The organism is Mycobacterium sp. 1245852.3, assembly GCF_001669335.1.
Classification (GTDB): domain Bacteria; phylum Actinomycetota; class Actinomycetes; order Mycobacteriales; family Mycobacteriaceae; genus Mycobacterium; species Mycobacterium europaeum_A.
Genome location: NZ_LZLL01000551.1, coordinates 18,901 through 36,520, shown reverse-complemented (window position 1 = coordinate 36,520; position 17,620 = coordinate 18,901). Strand labels below are relative to the sequence as shown.

Here is a 17,620-nt window from a genome sequence, read left to right as displayed (position 1 = left end):
GAATTGTTCGCCATGTCTGCTATGACATATATGCGCCACTTTCTGCCATAGCGTGCTTGCTCACCACCGGAGACGACTCATGCGAGCTAGACGGGTAGTCATCGTCGGCTTTCCCGGCGTGCAGTCCTTGGACCTGTCCGGGCCTTACGAAGTATTCGCGGAGGCCGACGCATACCGGGTTGAGGTTGCAGCACCGCAGGCCGGAAGCTTCAACGCTGAATCCGGGGTCGGGTTGCGCGCTGATGTCGCGCTCGCGGATGTGCGCGGCGCCATCGACACCCTCATAGTGGCCGGCGGCTATGGGGTATTCGACATGATCGAGGACGAAACGTTCGTGCACCATCTGCGGCGCTTGGCTGCGAAGGCGCGCCGTGTCGGATCGATCTGCACCGGCGCTTTCGCGCTGGCGGCTGCCGGCTTACTGGAAGGCCGTCAGGCAACTACCCATTGGCGTTTCAGCGACCAACTACGCAGCTGCTTTCCTTCCGTTGTCGTCGATTCCGAACCGATATTTATTCGGTCGGACAACATCTACACGTCGGCCGGCGTCACCGCCGGAATGGACCTGGCCCTAGCCCTTGTTGAAGAAGATCTCGGCCATCAAGCTGCGATGACGATCGCGCGTGAGTTCGTGTTGTTCATGCGCCGGCCGGGTGGGCAATCGCAGTTCAGCACCGCATTGGCGACTCAAACCGCCGACCGCGAGCCCCTTCGTGAACTGCAGGCATGGATTGTTGACAATGTCAGCGCAGATCTGTCTGTCGACGTGCTCGCGCAACGGGTGCACATGAGCCCTCGGCATTTCGCCCGCGTGTTCACGCGCGAGGTGGGTCAGACTCCCGCCCGTTACGTCGATCAGGTCCGCGTTGAGTCCGCGCAACGTCGACTCGAAGAGTCCACTAGCACACTCGATGATGTCGCCGCCCAGTGCGGCTTCGGCAGTGCCGATTCGATGCGGCGCTCATTTCTCCGGGTGCGCGGTGTTTCGCCGTCTGACTACCGCCACCGCTTCGGCCAATACGCCCAGGTCTCCGAAAAGCGTTTGTAGGCGACGTGATTGTGGGCCATCAATCCGCACCGCTGCTGTATCACAAGTGCCAAAGATCTTGACAGCTCAGCCGGGCAGGCGGGAACTACGTTGATCCAAAGCCGATGCACCTTCGCAAGCACGAGCGGTCGGTGCACTGGTCGGCGTCGGGCAGACGCATATACGACTCGCGAACGGTAGACGATGCTGCGATGGCAATCATGGGTTTGCGCGAAGAGTGCGAACGATGCGGGCGCGCATTGCCTAACGGATCTCCCGAGGCGCGAATCTGCACATTCGAATGCACTTTCTGCGCCATTTGCGCGGACGGCGACCTCGCAGGGTCCTGCCCGAATTGCGGCGGCAACTTGGTACTTCGGCCCACCCGTCCGAGACGACTGTTGAGCCAGTATCCGCCTGGACGCGAGCCGTCAGCTGACCCGAAGCACAGGCGATCGTGACACCGACAGCAATCGCCCGCGCGAACATCGGAGGCCGGGGTGCCTGTGCCCGTCCAGGCGCACGAGCAGCTGCACCGAACGCGTTGAAGGAGAGGCAGTTATGAAAGCGTGGCTATGGGACGGATCGGCGGGAGTGGACCATGTGCGCTTAGAAGAGGTGCCTGATCCCGTCCCGATCGAAGGCGAAGTGGTGATGGAAGTCCACTACGCAGCGCTGAATCCGGCCGACCGGATGATGGCGGAGAAGCGATACCCGTATCCGGTTTATCCTCCCGCACCGCATGTGCTGGGACGTGACGGCATCGGAACGGTGGTCAAAGTCGGCAACGGCGTCAGGGATGTGCAGGTGGGGCAGACATGTGTGCTGCTGCGCAGCCAGGTTGGGTTGGCGCGCTGGGGGATGTTCGCCGAGCAAGTCTCGGTGCCGGCAGAAGTCTTGGCGGAGGTTCCCGCGGGCTGGACCGAACAAGAGGCCTCAGGTGCGGCCGTGGTGTACCTGTCGGCATACCGTGCGCTGACGATGTGGGAGCCGCTCACGCCGAACTCGGTGGTGCTGGTCACCGGTGCGTCAGGGGGGGTCGGGGTGGCGTCGGTGCAACTCGCGGCGGCGATGGGCCACACGGTCGTTGCGCTTTCGCGTAGCGAGGAAAAGCAGCATCGTCTCAAAGAGCTTGGAGCGACGTTCACGTTTGATCCTGAAGACTGCCAGTGGCCGGCGCGCGCGAAAGAAGCACTACGAGGGCGCGGAGCAAACCTGGCTGTCGATTCTCTTGGAGGCAAAGGGTTTCCTGACGTCATTGAAGCCATGGACGACCGGGGCAAACTCAGTCTGGTGGGCAATCTCGGCGGCCCGGTGCCTCATTTCGATACAGGCATATTGTTTTCGCGTTGGCTGCGGATCGGCGCGATGGCGTTGAGTCTTTACACACCCGAGGAGCATCGCGCCGCCTGGCACGCCCTTTTGACGATATTGGCCCGCTCTGGAGCGCGGCCACTCATTGATCGGGTGTTCCCCTTCGAGGAGCTACCGCAGGCCTTCGAACGACTCGCCAGCGGACCGATGGGAAAGGTCGTCGTCCAAATAAACCCGTAGCGTTGCGGCGTTGCGGCGACCAGATCAACACGTGAACTACTTCACTACGCGAACTGACCATCGTGGCGAGCGCAGCACTGATGAACGTTGCGGCGCATACGTTTCGGCGCGTAGATCGATACCGCAATTTATTGACAGCGCAAAGGCTTGGCTCCTGATTACCGTTTAGGCAAAGAACCATAAAGCGTCCGATGGGCGGGGCCCTGAGCGGGTGACATTTACGGCCCCGCGAACACCACGAGAGGACAGCACCTTGACGACTGCGCGCGAGATCTTTCTTCGCTATGCACAGGCCATGGCCGACGGCGATGCGGTTGCCGCGGCAGCTTGCTACACCGACGACGGGGTGCTGGACTTCCCGTTCTGGCCACGGCTCGGACTGACCCCACGCTACCAGGGGCGCCCCGCCCTTGAGGCCTATTTGAGCACGCTGCTGGTCCTTGTGCCCGGGTTTGAGTTCATCGACATCGATGTCCACATCGACACACCCGATGCCATGTTCGCCGAATTTCGAGTCGACAAGCTGACGAATACCGCGCGCCGCTTCAACTTTCACTATGGCGGCCTGGTGCTCGCCGTCGACGGAAAGATGAAACTACTGCGCGAATTCATCGATCAGGTCCCCGCCGCAATAGCCCTGCTTCCTAACGGCATCGCCGACATCTGTGACGAGAATCCCTCAGTGCGCAGTCTTGGCGACCGGGAAGGCGAGCGGAGAAGACGGCTGGGCACGTGCTGAGCCGCCAACTACAGCGAAGTTCGACCTGAGCGCGCCTCAATCCGCGTTCGCCCACTCGCCGGTGGCGTCAACGCGGAGTGCGAAACTAACGATTATCCCCGCGGTTCGGGGCTTGCTGCACGCGGTGTCGTCGCTCCCGGACGCGTCTAGCCGGTTAGCAGACGCGGATCTGATTATTTACGCTATCACGGTGCTAGACAGTAATTTTCACGATTTATTTGATAGCCGTGCGACACCAGATCGCTCTAATTTGTACATGCACGGCAGTTCGTCACCAGATCTGGGACACACGGAAAGAAGGCGGGCACGATGACACAAACGCACGCAAGGGCCACGAGCCCCTACGCCGATCCGAACTTCAAGCCACGGCATATCAAAGACCTGCGTGAACACCTCGCGATCCTGGCCCAGTACGGCGACCTCGTCGAGGTCCACGAGCCTGTGGACTGGAACCTGGAAATAGGCGCCATCATCCGACGGGTCAATGAGAACGGCGCTCCGGCACCGCTGTTCACCAACATTTCAGGTGCACAGCCAGGCTTTCGGGTGCTGGGAGCCCCCGGCGGCGTCAGTTCTCTACCGGGCCGCGAACTCATCCGGGCCGCTACCGCACTAGGACTCCCCGCCGATGCCTCCGGCACCGATATCGTCGAGGCGCTCTCCCATGTCCAAGAAGCCGAACCGATCGCGCCGCGCATAGTCGACCGCGCACCGTTTCAGGCCAACGTGCTCACCGGCAACGACATCGACCTGTTCGCGCTGCCGTCCCCGTTGATTCACGACGGAGACGGCGATCGCTTTATCAACACCTACGGCACGGTCATCGCGCCACACCCCGACGAACACTGGATCAACTGGTCAATCTCACGAATCGCGCTGCGCGACAAAAACACCATGGCAGGGCTCTTCCAGCCGATGCAGCACCTGGGACAGATCTTCCGGTTATGGAAAGACCGAGGCGAGAACATGCCGTTCGCGCTGTCACTGGGCCAGGAACCGGTCGTGCCGTACTTCGCAGGGATGCCGCTGCCCGACCACGTCTCCGAGGCATCGGCGATCGGGGCCTACCTCAAAGAACCTGTCGAGGTCGTCAAGGCCCACACCGTCGATCTGTATGTGCCGGCGTCATCAGAGATCGTCATCGAGGGCTACGTCAGCATCGAGGAAACCCACGCCGAAGGCCCGATGTCGGAATACCCGGGCTACCTCCTACCGGCCGCACGCTCAGCCAAACCCGTCTATCACGTGACGGCTCTGAGCTATCGGGATCATGCCATCCTGCCAGTCGCTTCGGCCGGCTTCCCGCCCGAAGAAGACCACACCGTCTGGGGCATCGCCAATTCGGCGGTCGTTCTTGCAGACCTGCGCAAACACGGGTATCCAGTCAACTCGGTCTACATGCCGTTCATGGCGGCCAACCACATCCTGGTAATCACCGTCCCGTACAACTGGCGATCGCTGTCCGGGACCACGTCACGCCACGAATTCGCCACCAGGATGGCCACCGACGTGGTCGGCACTAAAGCCGGTCAGATCGCACCACGAATTCTCATCGTCGAAGACGATGTCGACCCGACATCGGCCGGCGAAGTCCTGTGGGCGACATTGACACGAGTGCATCCTGTCGAAGATGTCGTCCTGATCGACGAGCAGACCGCGATTCCACTGATCGTCTATCTGAACAAGCAGGAAAAGTCGGCGATGACAGCTGCCAAGGCAGTCCTGATCGGGCTCCACCGCGACGAGTGGACCGACGCCGACCGACCTATCAAGGCGGATTTTACCCACAACTTTTCAGCTGAACTCCAGCAGAAAGTGATCGATAAATGGACCACCTACGGATTCCCCGACATGCCTTCGCATCGAAACCATTGCTGGAGATGACAACTCGCACCCAAAAGGCCTCGCGGTGCGGGTCATAGTCGGCATCACAGGGGCGACAGGCGTGATTTTCGGTATCCGCCTACTCGAACGACTCAGCGACATCGCCGACGTCGAAACGCATCTCATCATGTCGCGCTGGGCCCGGCTCAACATCAGCGCTGAAACCGACTACACCCCCGCGCAAGTGCAGTCCCTCGCCGACGTCGTCCACCACGAAGGCGACCAGGGCGCAGCAGTGTCGTCTGGTTCATTTCGTGTCGACGCCATGGTGGTTGCACCGTGCTCTATGCGGACGTTAGCGGCCATCCGGCACGGCCTGGCCGACAACCTCATCACACGAGCAGCGGATGTGGTCCTCAAAGAACGCCGCAATTTGTGTGTCGTACCGCGCGAGACACCACTCAATGCAATACATCTGGACAACATGCTGGCGCTGGCCCGTCTGGGCGTCGCGATCTGTCCGCCCATGCCGGCCTTCTACAACCGGCCAGCCAACCTCGAAGACGTCGTGGACCACATCGCTGTCCGTGTCCTTGATCAACTCGGCCTCGACATCGACTACTCGAAGCGTTGGACCGGATTGTCGGATGCACGCGCACAACGCGAACGGGTGCGGCCGAGCGGTCGGGACGCACGAGCGCCCAGCACCACACTGATGTGGGAAGCGGTGTGTGATGACGGGCCAGAACAACTGCGGGCGTGGGCCGAAAGCGAACTGCTGGATCAGCTTCGCAGTATCGACCCCGACGTCGAGGCGCACACGTACTACAACGAGTCCGGTCGCGTCGTCGTCATCGCAACGGGAGATATTGCGAACCTCGTCCCAGTGACGCCGCCACAGAGTCTCGTCCAGCGCCCGCCACACAATTGGTATTTCGTTCGGGCGGCATCCGAGTCCATGAAATTCTCTGAGACAAGCAGGATCCGGTAGCCACTGGCCATGACACCCTGCCAAATATTTCGATAGCGCGGCGGGGCTTCTGCCGCATAGCGTCGCTAGTGGACTCTGAATCATCACGCAGCACAGCGCACTCACCTGCTTGGCCACTCGTTCCGAAGGACTGCCGAATGCTCACGTTCACCCATCACAACCCTGAGATGCAGCTCGACTATCAGCACACAGCCTTGGTGCTCGCAGACATACAGAACGAATTCCTGTCAGAAAACGGCTCGTATTACCCGCTGATCGCTGACGCCCTGGAGGAGCGCAACGTCATCGACCACTTGGAGCAGCTGCTGCAGTGCGCCAAAGACAACGACTACACCGTCATTCATTCCCCGCACTACTACTATCCGACGGACGGTCAATGGATTGCGCCGGGCGGCGCGATCGCGGACTACCTCACCGGTGTCCCGGGCGGTTTCGTGCTGCGCACAGACCCACTGGACCTCGACGGTCTCACCGGTTCTGGCGCTGACTATTTCGAACCGTTCAAGAAGTACCTGATGGATGGCAAGACAGCCAATACATCTCCGCACAAAGGTTTCTCGACGTGGCACAACGACGTCATCAAACAGTTACGCATGCGGCGCATCGAGAAGGTGATCATGGCCGGCCCGGTCGGCAACCTTTGTCTGGAAAGCCACATGCGCGACATCATCGAGCACGGCTTCGAGGTCGCCATGGTGCGGGATGCGGTCGCGGGTGGGCGCAACGAAGAAGGTGACGCCTACACCGCGGCGATGGTCAACTACCGCTTCATGGCTAACGCGGTATGGACCACCGCCGAAACCCTGACCCGGATGACCGCAGCAGCGCAGGCCTGAGGTGTGACATGAAAGCTATTGCCCTCAACAGCCACGGCGATCGAGCCGACGGGGTGAGCGTCGTCGACATCCCCGATCTCGGACCGCCAGGACCCGACGAGATCATCATCGATGTCGAAGCGTCGCCGATCCAGCCAACGGACTTATGGATGATCGCCGGCACATACGGATATCAGCCGCCTGCCCCGCACATCCTCGGAGTCGAAGGGGTAGGCCGGGTGTCAGCGGTAGGTAGCAATGTCACACATGTGACCGAGGGCGACCGGACACTCATGCCACCGTTCACCCCGGCGTGGTCTCAACAGGTCAAGACCAGCGCGCCGTGGCTTCGGCCGCTGCCCGACGGGGATGTCAACCAACTGTAGATGCTCGGCATGAACCCCCTCACTGCCTACGTGATGCTGACCGATTTCGGGCACCTCCAGCCGGGGGACTGGCTGCTGCAAAACGGCGCCAACTCCTCGATCGGTCGGGCGGTAGTCCCCATCGCGAAGGCGATGGGGATCCGCACGATCAATGTGGTCCGGCGCCCCGAGCTGGTCGACGAGCTGCTTGCCCTTGGTGCAGATGTTGTACTGATCGACGGCCCGGATCTGCCGCAGCGCGTCGCAGCCGCGACCAACAACGCCGACATCATGCTCGCGTTCGACTGCGTCGGCGACAGCACCACCGAAGAGCTACTGAAGTCGCTGGCGTTGTACGGCAACGTCGTGGTCTACAGCGGGATGAGCGGAAAACCGTTCGCGCTGTCGGGCCCACGGCTGCTGTTTTTCGGACAATCGGGCCACGGCTATTGGGTGTTCAACTGGCTCCAGGACGCCAGGAACTGTGACAAGCTCACCGACATCTACGCATACCTGGCCCCGCTGGTCGTCTCGGGAGCCATCTCATCGCCGGTTGCCGACACGTTCACTTTCGCCCAGTTCGCCCAGGCCGTAACCACCGCAGCGCAATTCCGCGGAAAAGCCATCCTCACTCCGGACCCGCGCTGAGAGCGACAGTGCCAGCATCATCATTTCAGATGCGCCTTCGATCTCGGCGATCCGCGTCGCTCGATGACAGCGGCCGGTGAGCAGATGACGACGATCCCCGAGGTACTCGGGTCCGGAGCCGCGTCGGCGGCCCTCCAACTCGCCCGTACCACAGAGTCGGCGCCGGTGTTCAACCACAGCGTGCGCAGCTTCCTCTTCGCCGAACTGCTCGCCGACAACGACGGGTTGCGGGCGGGGCCTGATTACGACCGTGAGGCCGTGTTCTTCGGATGCGTGCTGCACGACCTGGGCGCCGGATCGAACGCCGCGGGAAAAACCCGCTTCGAAGTCGAGGGCGCCGATCTGGCCGCAGGTTTTTTGACCAACCACGGTTATGGCGCTGACACCGTGGACAGTGTGTGGGAAGCCATCGCCTTGCACACCTCCGGCGGGGATCGCCGAACGGCGTGGACCGGTCTGCTATTTGGTCCGAGGTGGTATCGGCATGGATTTCGGCCGCAACGTCGACCTTGTCGACGACGCCACCGCTGCCGCGATCCATGCGCGCTACCCCCGTCTGCACATGGAGCGTGCCCTCGTCGATGCCGTGGTCGCCCACGCGATGAAAAGCCCCGAAGCCGCACCCCTGTTCTCCATGCCGGCGGTGCTGCTCGGCGATCGGCGCAACGGTGAACTCACCTCGCTAGAGCGCGCAGCGCACACCAGCCGCTGGGGCGCCTAAGCGTCAGCGCAACCCCGCTCGGTTCGGGCCGTCGAGACGCCGAGCGCTGAGCAAACTACCCCGCCGAAAATCGAAACACCCAACCCGAGAGGCTGTCTCAGCGTCAATGTCGGGGCGTTGTCAACGCGCCTATCTGGAGTGTCCTGCGCGCAGGCCGGTGTCATGCCGAGCCTCAGAACAGCTTCGCGGCCTCCAGCTCTAGGGTTTTCATCGTGTTGATGAAGGGGATCGGACCGTAACTGATGCGTCGTACGCCGATCTCAGCCAACCGTTCAGTGGACGGCACACCGTCCATCACCATCACGTTGACCGGCAGTGACACACCTTCACAGATCCGGGCGATCAAATGCTCTTCTTGCAGGCCCGGGATGAAAAAGCTGGACGCTCCGGCGGCGGCGTAAGCGCTCGCCCTGGCCAGTGCGGCATCGACGGTGGATTCGGGGTCGTTGCCTCGACCGAGGAACAGATCCGTGCGCGCGTTGATGAACAGCGGGATGCCTTCTTCGTCTGCTGCGCCCCGGATCGTGGCAATGCGCACGGCCTGTCGGTCGATGTCGTAAAGGTCTGACCCGCTGATGATTTGGTCCTCGAAGTTGATTCCTACTATGCCGGCGTCCAAGAGGCGTGACGTGTTGTCGGCCAGCTCGGCGTCGTCTTCGGTATATCCGCCTTCGAAGTCGGCGCTGACCGGCAGGTCAACTGATGCTGCGATACGGGCGAGGATCGATTCAGCGAATTTCAGAGGGATGTCTTGGCCGTCCTCGTAGCCGTGGGCCTTCGCGACTTCCCAGCTGCTCGTCGCGATGGCGGACGCCCCCGCCTTGGCGACTGCATTAGCGCTGCCGGCATCCCAGACGTTGTAGAGAACAAGCGGTGCGCCCTGGGTGTGAAGCTCAGCGAGACGGCGGGCCTTGCTTGCCTGATCCATCACATTCCCTCTCGAATACCGGCGGCATAGCCTCTGCTAAGGCGGCCGCGCACGTTGTAACCGGCTGCATCGCAGCCGAGTTGGCGTACAACCCACTCGCGAGGCGGCGCAATTCTTTCGTATCCGACGTTAGGGGACGACTGTGCCGACACGCTGTCAAAAAATATGGAGACACCGAATTCGGCGTTCGAGCTGCCTGTGGTCACGGTGACCCCTCTAACCGGCCCGGGCGCGAAGGACACTGTCTGCCGACAAGCTCCGACGAATATGGCGGCTCATCTGCGATTCGCTAGCCTGAATAATCTGATAGCGGTGCCCGCCTTGACCTGCATATCGTGGACATGAAGTTCTGGATTTAAGCCGAATGGGTCCAGGTACGGGAAAAGGTCATCGCCGCCGCCGGTTCTGGCGCAGAGCTCCGTTTGAGGTAAGAGTCGTGAAGGAGTAATGGTGCAGATCTCCCACCGAGTATGGGCGCCGCTGTCACTGATATCCTGCGCTGCACCGGTATTCGCCGCGCCTGCGCGCGTTGACTCGACCGAGAGCGTCGCGATACCTCGCCGCAGCATCGCGGCCGAGTGGGAGCTGACTCGATGACCACACCACCAATACGGCTGAGCTGCCGTCGATGAGCAAGACCATCGATGCGGCGTTACCCGGACTACCGGGGCTCCTGCAGATGCAAATGCGATATCAAGAGCCAGAAGTCGCCATCGAGGGCTCCATGATCGTTCGGGCAGAGCATCTTGCGCCCTCGGGCTACCTGCACGCAGCCACGGTTGTCGCGCTCGCCGGCACCGCATGCGGATACGGATGCCTAGGCTTGCTCCCGGCCGGCAAAACCGGGTTTACCACCATCGAACTCAAGACCAACTTCTTGGGAACGGCGCGTGTTGGCGACACAATCGCGGTCCACGCCAACGCTGTTCACCGTGGTGGCACCACCCAGATCTGGGACGCCGTCGTCACCGTCAACCCAGCGGGCAAGGCGCGGTCCACGATCGCTGTCTTCCGATGCACACAGTTGCTGCTTGAACCCCGGTAGGCAGGACGACACTCGGCGCCCGGCCGGACGGTGGCAAGTCATGCAGAGCAACAACCGTTTCCGCGCCTACTGCATCTGACCGGACCGATCAGACAGCGGACGAAGAAGGCACCGCATATCGTTTGCTGAACATTCTGACAGCGCACACGATTGGGCACGTCATAGCCTGCGAATCAGGTTAGTTCGCGATATTCGAGAATGGACTACGCGGTGGAACAGCAACTGGTGGACGAGTTTCCGATCGTGCAGATGAACACCGACGCCCTGCTCACCACTACTCGCTCCGTCCGCAAGCGTCTGGACTTCACGCGCCCCGTCCCGCCGGATCTAATCCGGGAATGCATCAACATCGCATTGCAGGCACCGACGTCGGCGAACCAGCAACACTGGAGTTTTGTCGTCGTCCATGACTGTGAGCTGCGTCTGAAAATCGCAGATATCTATCTACAACAATGGAATTGGCTCGCTGATTCGCCGCATGCGGTAGCGAAGCGGCACGCCAATGTCCCCGCGCTGAGGGCCACTCAGCAGAAGACCGCCGACAGCGGCGCCTATCTCGCTGAACACCTCGCGGAGGTGCCGGTGCTCGTGTTGCCGTGCATCGAAGTCGAAGGCGACGGTCAACTGACCGCGGAGAACCAGGCCGACACTTGGGGCTCGATCATGCCCGCCGCCTGGAGCTACATGCTGGCCGCCCGGACGCGCGGGCTAGGAGTCGCCTGGACTTCGCTCACGACCAGAGTCAACGACGAAATCCGAGCGCTGATCGGCTACCCCGACAACGTCTATCACGCTGCGCTACTACCGACGGCCTACTACACGGGCGAGACCTTCAAACCGGGCTGTCGGCTTCCGCTGGACCAGGTCCTGCACGTTGACACCTGGTGACGCGGCACCAAATACCGCCACCCGGGCTAAGGTCCGCTGCAGCCTGCTCGCGCCGGACCAAATCGACGCAAAAGGGGGGATCTAGTGACTGACCAAAACGACTTGATCCTCATCACCGGCGCAACGGGCAAAACCGGTTCCTTGACGGTGCGATTACTGCGCGAACGCGGCCTTCGTGTCCGGGCGCTGGTGCGAACGCTCGATGACCGTTCCGACCAGTTACGTCAACTCGGCGCTGAAGTCCTACAGGGTGACCTGCTCAATTTCGCGTCGCTTCGATCAGCCACCGCCGGGGTGAGTGCGGCCTACTTCAACTACCCACCTAGCGTCTCCTACATAGATGCTGCCGTGAACTTCGCGCAGGCTGCAACCGACGCAGGAGTAAAGGCGGTCGTCGAACTTTCGCAGATCGGTGTACGGCCCGACACCACTCACATTGGTCTCGAGCACTGGCTCATAGAGCGACTGTTCGATCGCACACCCTTCGCCACCACGCATCTGCGGCCAACGCTGTTCATGAACTGGGTGAACAACTTCTGGATCCGATGCAGCGAAAACGAGGGCATCTTGCGGCTACCGCTGGGAAATGTCCGTCATGCACCGATCACTGTGGGGGATCAAGCCAGGGTCATCGCAGCGATCCTGACAGACCCGGAGCCACACCGCGACAACACATACCAGTTGTTTGGTGCCGAAGAACTCGACTGGTACGAGATCGCCGCGAAAGTTGCAGCCCGTCTGGGCATCGCGGTGCGCTACGAGCCGGTTGAGATCTCCGCAATGATTGCCGGCCTGACCGCCCGTGGGATCGACCCGAAAAGAGTGCATCACCTGACCATGGTGACCCAGGACTATCGAAGCGGGTTTTACTCCGGCATCAACGGTCGCGTCGAAGAACTCACCGGTGACAAGCCGACGACCGTCGAGGAGCATATCGCAGCGACAAGGGCCGATTTTGACACCCACGGCGTGCTCGCCATCACCGACGTGACGTAAGCAAAACTCGGCATCGCCGCGCTTCAAAAAAATGGACACGAACGTGAGACAAATCGATGTGGACACGAGATTTGAGAACCTACAGCCGCCCTGTAGGTCTCAAATTCGGTGTCACATTCTCAGCTGAGATGTCTCATGGCTGTCATATATGACATGAACTTGAGACGCACCCCTGCGTAGCCCTTCGCTGACTCATGGCCCGGAAAAGAACCCCATGCACTGCCATACAAGCGAGACAACTTGCAATAGAGCCAAATTCGCCCAAAATGTCTTGGCGCTGCTCATGCTCGTAGCCAATCGACTCTACGACTCGACTTTGGCGCCATGAGCCTGCCGAACCATCACGCCTGATTGCAGGGATGCGCCGTGCCCTCGCGGCAGACGGAGTCGGTCGTTCGGCGGCGCAGCCAGCACCGGCGACCATCGCGGGCGATTCCCTCAGGCGCTAGCACTAATCACGCAGGTGCGAAGCGGCTTTACCGCCCTGCATCAGAGGATCATGCTTGACAATTTCGAGGTCATCGCGAACCTACACCTCGGCCAGCTTGCGGCCGCCGCCGACGGAATTGACCGAATCCTCGCTGCCGCCGGGGGAAAGCAGACCTTACCTCCGGGAAGCTTTCAAACTCATGTCCGTCGAGGTTGGGGGTGCTTTAACAGCAACAAGGCCGTCATGGATCGGAAAGTCACCGCGTTTGCAAACTCAGCACTTGAAGCTCATAGAGGTGCGAGCGCAACTGAATCCATAATCGTTGAGGCTAGACGTGAACTGGCAACAACAGTGATGGATAGATTGCGTCGACCTACACCGTAGCTACGCGGCATCTGCGTTAGCCGCGAAGAAATGAAACGAAGTTGAGACAAGAAGCAGGGTGACACGACGTGAAACACCTTAAATCGCGCAGGCCAGGGGAGCCATATGACATGAAAATGAGACCCTACACGTCGCCGTCGTCGTGATGTTGTGGATTCTCAAACCTAATGTCATCGTCTCACGTTCAATGTCATCTCGATGTCATTGATGACATGAAAGTGAGACCCGACCTCGTCAAAAGGGGCAGCAGGTTGTGGTGGCTAATTTGGCCTCATTGGCTTCAGGCGCCGCCCATTTGGTCCGCGTGAGCAGTTTCACGATGGCCCGCTGGCGCCGACAACCCGGGCTTCGTGTCCTGAGTAACAAGCCGGACCACTTCTCAACGGCCGCTGCTGAAAGTGTGTCCGCATCAGCTAAACACCTGGCAAGTGGGTCATCGCTCAACGGACGCGAAGCGCTTCGAGTTGCGCGGCATCTGTGGCACGAAGCGATCGAGTAGCGAGTTACTCTACCGAATTTGTGTCGTCACGCTCATGATTGGTGCCACGGTGAGAGTGAGGGACAGTTGCCGGCCGGGTGGCGGCCGACAGTGAGAGCAGGTGCGCGTGACTAATGTTCTGACAGGGGACTACGAAGCGGTACTGGAACTGAGCGGCTCGACGCTGAATCGGCTGGCCGCATCAATGCATCAGAACGCTTACTCGGACCCAGGTTTGCCGAGCACGCCGCACGGCGGCTATTTCCGAATCGGTGATGGCGTTCCGTCTGGTGGCGTACAAGGCTCGGTCGCCGTTCAGATTGGAACGTCACAGGTTTTACTGATCGACGGGGCGACTGATCGGTTTTCCGTAGAGATGGGGGTCCGCGCTCGCTATAGGGCGGATCCTGGCACTACGCCCTTGGCCGACGTGATCCACGGAACGCTAAGAGCCACCTACCGTCTGCAAAACGTCCATCCAGACTGCCCAGGCTGGGGAGGAATTGCCGGCGACTACATATGGCCGAAAGTTATGCGTTCAACAGTCACGTTCGAGGGGGCCGCCTACAACGACTCTGACAGTCTGCTGCCGGTTCCGGTTGATGCGAAGCGACAAGACGAACTACGCAAGCGCATCGAATCTTTGTTAGCCCGGATGCTTGCGACAACATTTCAGCCAAGGCCGCGTCATATGGATGCGCGATATCGAAAGTTCATAACGCGCTCGACACCCGGCGCAAGTGCGGTTGCTATCCCGGTTCGGCTCGATGGCGTTGGGCCAGCAGCGGGTGCGATCAAAAGCATCAACTCGGTATTTCTGGATGGTCATGATTTCGCGGTAGCCGTCGGCAGCGATGCCATAGTGAACAAGGTCCGGTCCAATCTTGATACCGCAGTCGGGTACCAGACTGATTTTCACATCCATGGTGATGCCGGCATTGGCGGCGGCTTGGAAATCGACTACCACTTTAGGATTGACGGTGCAAGAGCGGACTGGCTCGGTGCCATCGCACTGGCCACGGCAGGAGGTCTTATCCAAGTCACAGTGGATGGATCAGGATGGGCAACGCGCCTACACCGCAGCGGTGTTTTCAACTTCGGCACCGTCCACTTACCAGACCTAAACATGGCCGCAACGGTGTCACAGTTTCTTCTGCTGCAGTTCGACTCGGCGGGCGAGCGTCTGTCGCTGTCGGCGGTGGCCCAACCATCCATCTCTGTGAACTATCACGGCCCGTACTCCAGCAAAGTAGTTTCGATGGCCCGTAAGACGGTATCCGAGCAGTTCGCAACGCTTCTCGGAACCTACCTTGGACCCGCGAACGTCGCATTGGACGCCATGCGACTGACCGACAAAAAGACTGCACTCGTCGAACAGCTGCAGACACTCGACCGCGGCGCGGAGGCTTCTTTCGTTGACGCGATATTCCCCCCAGAGGGTGTCGTGCTCCGAGGCACTGTGGGGTTGTCTTATCGACAGGCGCCCGTGGTCTCGTTCGAGAAAGTTGATGCTGACTGGTTCGACGCGATGGAGAGTTGGATCCCAGGCGGTCGTGTCGACCGCCTTGACTGGTCATGGCGTTGGTTTGCCAACCCTGTCCAAACCCTCCCAGGGAATTCCGGGTCGCGGTCGGAGAGCCACAGCTTCTTGCTGCGCCGCGAGCACGGCTCCAGCAACCATTTCGGGCGAACCCTGGATGTCGACAACCCGTTGCCCGGACTTGACGGATCGGGCCAAGTGTGTCTGAGCATCAGTGGTGTTCAGGTTGACCACGAAACGGGTGCGCTGATCCCTGTGCGCAGTATCGCGCAATGCGCACAGTTTGGTTATCAATTCAAATTGCCTTTCGAGGTTGGCCCATACCTTCGAGTTTGCGATCCCGCGCGCGTAGCGACCGAGCGGGCGCGACCCGAAATCGGGCTACTTCGCACAAGCGCGTCCCCCGATACCGCCGCAACACATAATACTCTCGTCGTATATGTCGGTGAAGACTTGGACGACGATGTTGCGGGCGCGCTCGTCGCCGGCGTGGAATCTTGCCAACGGCAGTTCGCGGGCCTTCTGGTTCTCGTTCTCTTCCGCGACGGCGGATTGACCAACACTCATCAAGCCGAAAAGGTCGATGCGTTGAGCGCCGCCCTTGCTGCTCCCGCGATGATAACGGAAGACGTGCAGGACCGATGGAAAGAATTTCTTGCGTTGGATAATGCGAGGTCTTTGCCCAATTGGCGGTTAATCGACCCAGCCGGGGTCGTATCGTGGAACCACAATGGAAGCATGATGCACCAGGGGTTAGCCGAGGCTCTCGATAAGCACCTAGTCACCGGATCGCCCGCCAGACCAGAGCACCTCCGTGAGGCGATCAGAATCGGTGATCGCGTCCCAGTCATCGATCTTCTCGCTGGGGGTTGCCCACCCGTCCCTGTGCAGCGGCCTCGCACGGCTGGATCTCGTCTCGCATTCCTCGATACAGGACCGGCATCCACAAGGACACTGCGCGAGTTGCAGATAGACACTGATACCAGCGGGCCGACATGGGTTGCAGCGGTTGTCGACGGTGCGTCCAAGGAAGATATTCGTCGACTCAGCGATGAATGCGGATCGGCGATCCCGCTATTCGCAGACCCGAACGGCAGCATCACAAGGAGCACCGGAATTGTGTTCACACCAGCACTGTTGACGATTGACGCACTCGGACTCGTGACTATCCTCCAGACACCGCTGGCTCCTACTGACGCGCCGGTGAGCCGACTCAAAGGGAGCTTAAAGTGACCCTCTTTATAGCTTCGGGCCAGGGCTATGACACAAATGGCGTTTTATGGAACTATGACGATGGATCAGTATTCAAGGCCCTGCTTCTGATGTCCGATTGCGACCCAAATCTCACCCGAAGCGTATCGGGCTACGCCCTTGGTTTCGAATCGTACAAAGTCTGCTATAAGCCGAGTAAGCCGCTGAAGGATTCGTCCACGCTGCTCAACCGTCTCGTGAATTGTCCCATCCCCGTGACGATCTACGGCGTGGGAACTAGCTTTGTCACTCGTTCGACTACTCTGCTGGTAAACGACGGCGGGGCGTCTTTTTTCCAGTATGGCGACAACAGCGTCGAGGTGGATATCGACGTCACCGATGCCGGCGGCGAAAACTGGATCGTCTACGACAACTCTCATCCCCAGCAGACCATCTATTTTCCCTTCTCGGTGATGTTGTGTCACGAACTCTGGGAAGTAGACGCCTACACTGGGGGCGGTACGACGGGACACGTCACGACGTTTGACGGGCCAGCCAATGCACACCATTTGTTTGAATATGGCACGGCTGGCGAGAACCGATTTCGCGCACAGTTAGGACTTCCCTTGCGCGATCCGATCGCCTTCGCGATCTCGACCGGGACGCCGCAACGCGGCGATGTCTCTCCTCCGACGTGTAAGGAGCCTGGCAAAACGTGGAACTGCAATTGTTGATAACGGATTCCTGTTCTTGAGGTTAACGCCCACGGTCCGGTCCGGCGTCACTACAACTTATCCAAGACCTGCGGCCGCTGGCCGGCGCTTCAAAAGCGCTGCTCCGCGATGCTTCACAAGCGGATAACCGAGATGATTCGCCTAGTGCTGTCCCGCAGCACAATTCGATACACGGCGAGTTCGCTTCTTGCAACGACTGATATCGGCTTGCTGCACACTAGCCGCGGCATCGTGTCCAGGAAGTTGGGTAGCGTTGGTGAAGAGTTCCGAACTACTGTCGCGAAAATCCTTCCGCTGCTTTCGACTTCGGAGTGGCTCTAGG

Annotated in this window: 15 protein-coding genes and 2 pseudogenes; 16 read left to right on the top strand and 1 reads right to left on the bottom strand. The window is 60.3% G+C overall.

The genetic code is table 11. The annotated features are described in order from the left end of the window. The first annotated feature begins 79 nt into the window (after positions 1-79). The 11 genes and pseudogenes from A9W96_RS25540 (at position 80) to A9W96_RS32895 (ending at position 8,684) form a co-directional block, all read left to right on the top strand. A complete protein-coding gene (locus A9W96_RS25540; RefSeq protein WP_067144004.1) occupies positions 80-1,048 on the top strand; it encodes a GlxA family transcriptional regulator in 969 nt (322 codons plus the stop codon). A 104-nt stretch (positions 1,049-1,152) separates the two neighbouring features. Beyond that, positions 1,153-1,488, top strand: a complete 336-nt coding sequence (locus A9W96_RS30865; protein ID WP_369830872.1) for a DUF1272 domain-containing protein — start codon at positions 1,153-1,155, stop codon at positions 1,486-1,488. A 100-nt stretch (positions 1,489-1,588) separates the two neighbouring features. Beyond that, positions 1,589-2,581, top strand: coding sequence for an SDR family NAD(P)-dependent oxidoreductase (locus tag A9W96_RS25535; protein ID WP_082972610.1), 993 nt, complete (start codon positions 1,589-1,591; stop codon positions 2,579-2,581). Between the two features lie 253 nt (positions 2,582-2,834). Then, positions 2,835-3,320: a nuclear transport factor 2 family protein gene (locus tag A9W96_RS25530; RefSeq protein ID WP_156765411.1), complete on the top strand. Its 486-nt coding sequence runs from the start codon at positions 2,835-2,837 to the stop codon at positions 3,318-3,320. A 309-nt stretch (positions 3,321-3,629) separates the two neighbouring features. Further along, positions 3,630-5,204, top strand: coding sequence for a UbiD family decarboxylase (locus tag A9W96_RS25525; protein WP_082972609.1), 1,575 nt, complete (start codon positions 3,630-3,632; stop codon positions 5,202-5,204). A 25-nt stretch (positions 5,205-5,229) separates the two neighbouring features. Continuing rightward, positions 5,230-5,799: pseudogene (locus A9W96_RS32905) on the top strand (UbiX family flavin prenyltransferase); the annotation flags it as partial. Between the two features lie 473 nt (positions 5,800-6,272). Beyond that, positions 6,273-6,971, top strand: coding sequence for an isochorismatase family cysteine hydrolase (locus A9W96_RS25515; RefSeq protein WP_067143996.1), 699 nt, complete (start codon positions 6,273-6,275; stop codon positions 6,969-6,971). An 8-nt stretch (positions 6,972-6,979) separates the two neighbouring features. Further along, complete coding sequence (locus tag A9W96_RS30860; protein WP_197499644.1) at positions 6,980-7,336, top strand: alcohol dehydrogenase catalytic domain-containing protein; 357 nt, start codon at positions 6,980-6,982, stop codon at positions 7,334-7,336. A gap of 9 nt (positions 7,337-7,345) precedes the next feature. Further along, the gene (locus A9W96_RS30855) at positions 7,346-7,963 is read left to right on the top strand and encodes a zinc-binding dehydrogenase (RefSeq protein ID WP_197499643.1); all 618 of its coding nucleotides are present in this window, start codon (positions 7,346-7,348) and stop codon (positions 7,961-7,963) included. A 63-nt stretch (positions 7,964-8,026) separates the two neighbouring features. Next, positions 8,027-8,344: pseudogene (locus A9W96_RS32900) on the top strand (HD domain-containing protein); the annotation flags it as partial. Positions 8,345-8,447: 103 nt separating this feature from the next. Next, positions 8,448-8,684, top strand: a complete 237-nt coding sequence (locus A9W96_RS32895; RefSeq protein WP_231999907.1) for a hypothetical protein — start codon at positions 8,448-8,450, stop codon at positions 8,682-8,684. Positions 8,685-8,856: 172 nt separating this feature from the next. On the opposite strand, the gene A9W96_RS25500 is transcribed toward A9W96_RS32895, so the two are convergent. Then, positions 8,857-9,612: an isocitrate lyase/phosphoenolpyruvate mutase family protein gene (locus A9W96_RS25500; RefSeq protein ID WP_067143994.1), complete on the bottom strand. Its 756-nt coding sequence runs from the start codon at positions 9,610-9,612 to the stop codon at positions 8,857-8,859. 628 nt (positions 9,613-10,240) lie between these two features. On the opposite strand from A9W96_RS25500, the gene A9W96_RS25495 reads away from it, so the two are divergent. The 5 genes from A9W96_RS25495 (at position 10,241) to A9W96_RS31795 (ending at position 17,298) form a co-directional block, all read left to right on the top strand. Continuing rightward, a complete protein-coding gene (locus A9W96_RS25495) occupies positions 10,241-10,657 on the top strand; it encodes a PaaI family thioesterase (RefSeq protein WP_067143992.1) in 417 nt (138 codons plus the stop codon). Between the two features lie 198 nt (positions 10,658-10,855). After that, positions 10,856-11,545 (top strand): nitroreductase family protein, encoded by a 690-nt coding sequence (locus A9W96_RS25490; RefSeq protein WP_197499642.1) that lies wholly within the window; start codon positions 10,856-10,858, stop codon positions 11,543-11,545. Between the two features lie 84 nt (positions 11,546-11,629). Beyond that, the gene (locus tag A9W96_RS25485) at positions 11,630-12,541 is read left to right on the top strand and encodes an NmrA family NAD(P)-binding protein (RefSeq protein ID WP_067143990.1); all 912 of its coding nucleotides are present in this window, start codon (positions 11,630-11,632) and stop codon (positions 12,539-12,541) included. A 1,419-nt stretch (positions 12,542-13,960) separates the two neighbouring features. After that, positions 13,961-16,606: a hypothetical protein gene (locus A9W96_RS31800; protein WP_156765410.1), complete on the top strand. Its 2,646-nt coding sequence runs from the start codon at positions 13,961-13,963 to the stop codon at positions 16,604-16,606. Further along, positions 16,603-17,298, top strand: a complete 696-nt coding sequence (locus A9W96_RS31795; RefSeq protein WP_156765409.1) for a hypothetical protein — start codon at positions 16,603-16,605, stop codon at positions 17,296-17,298. Before A9W96_RS31800 ends, A9W96_RS31795 begins: the two co-directional genes overlap by 4 nt. Positions 17,299-17,620 lie beyond the last annotated feature (322 nt).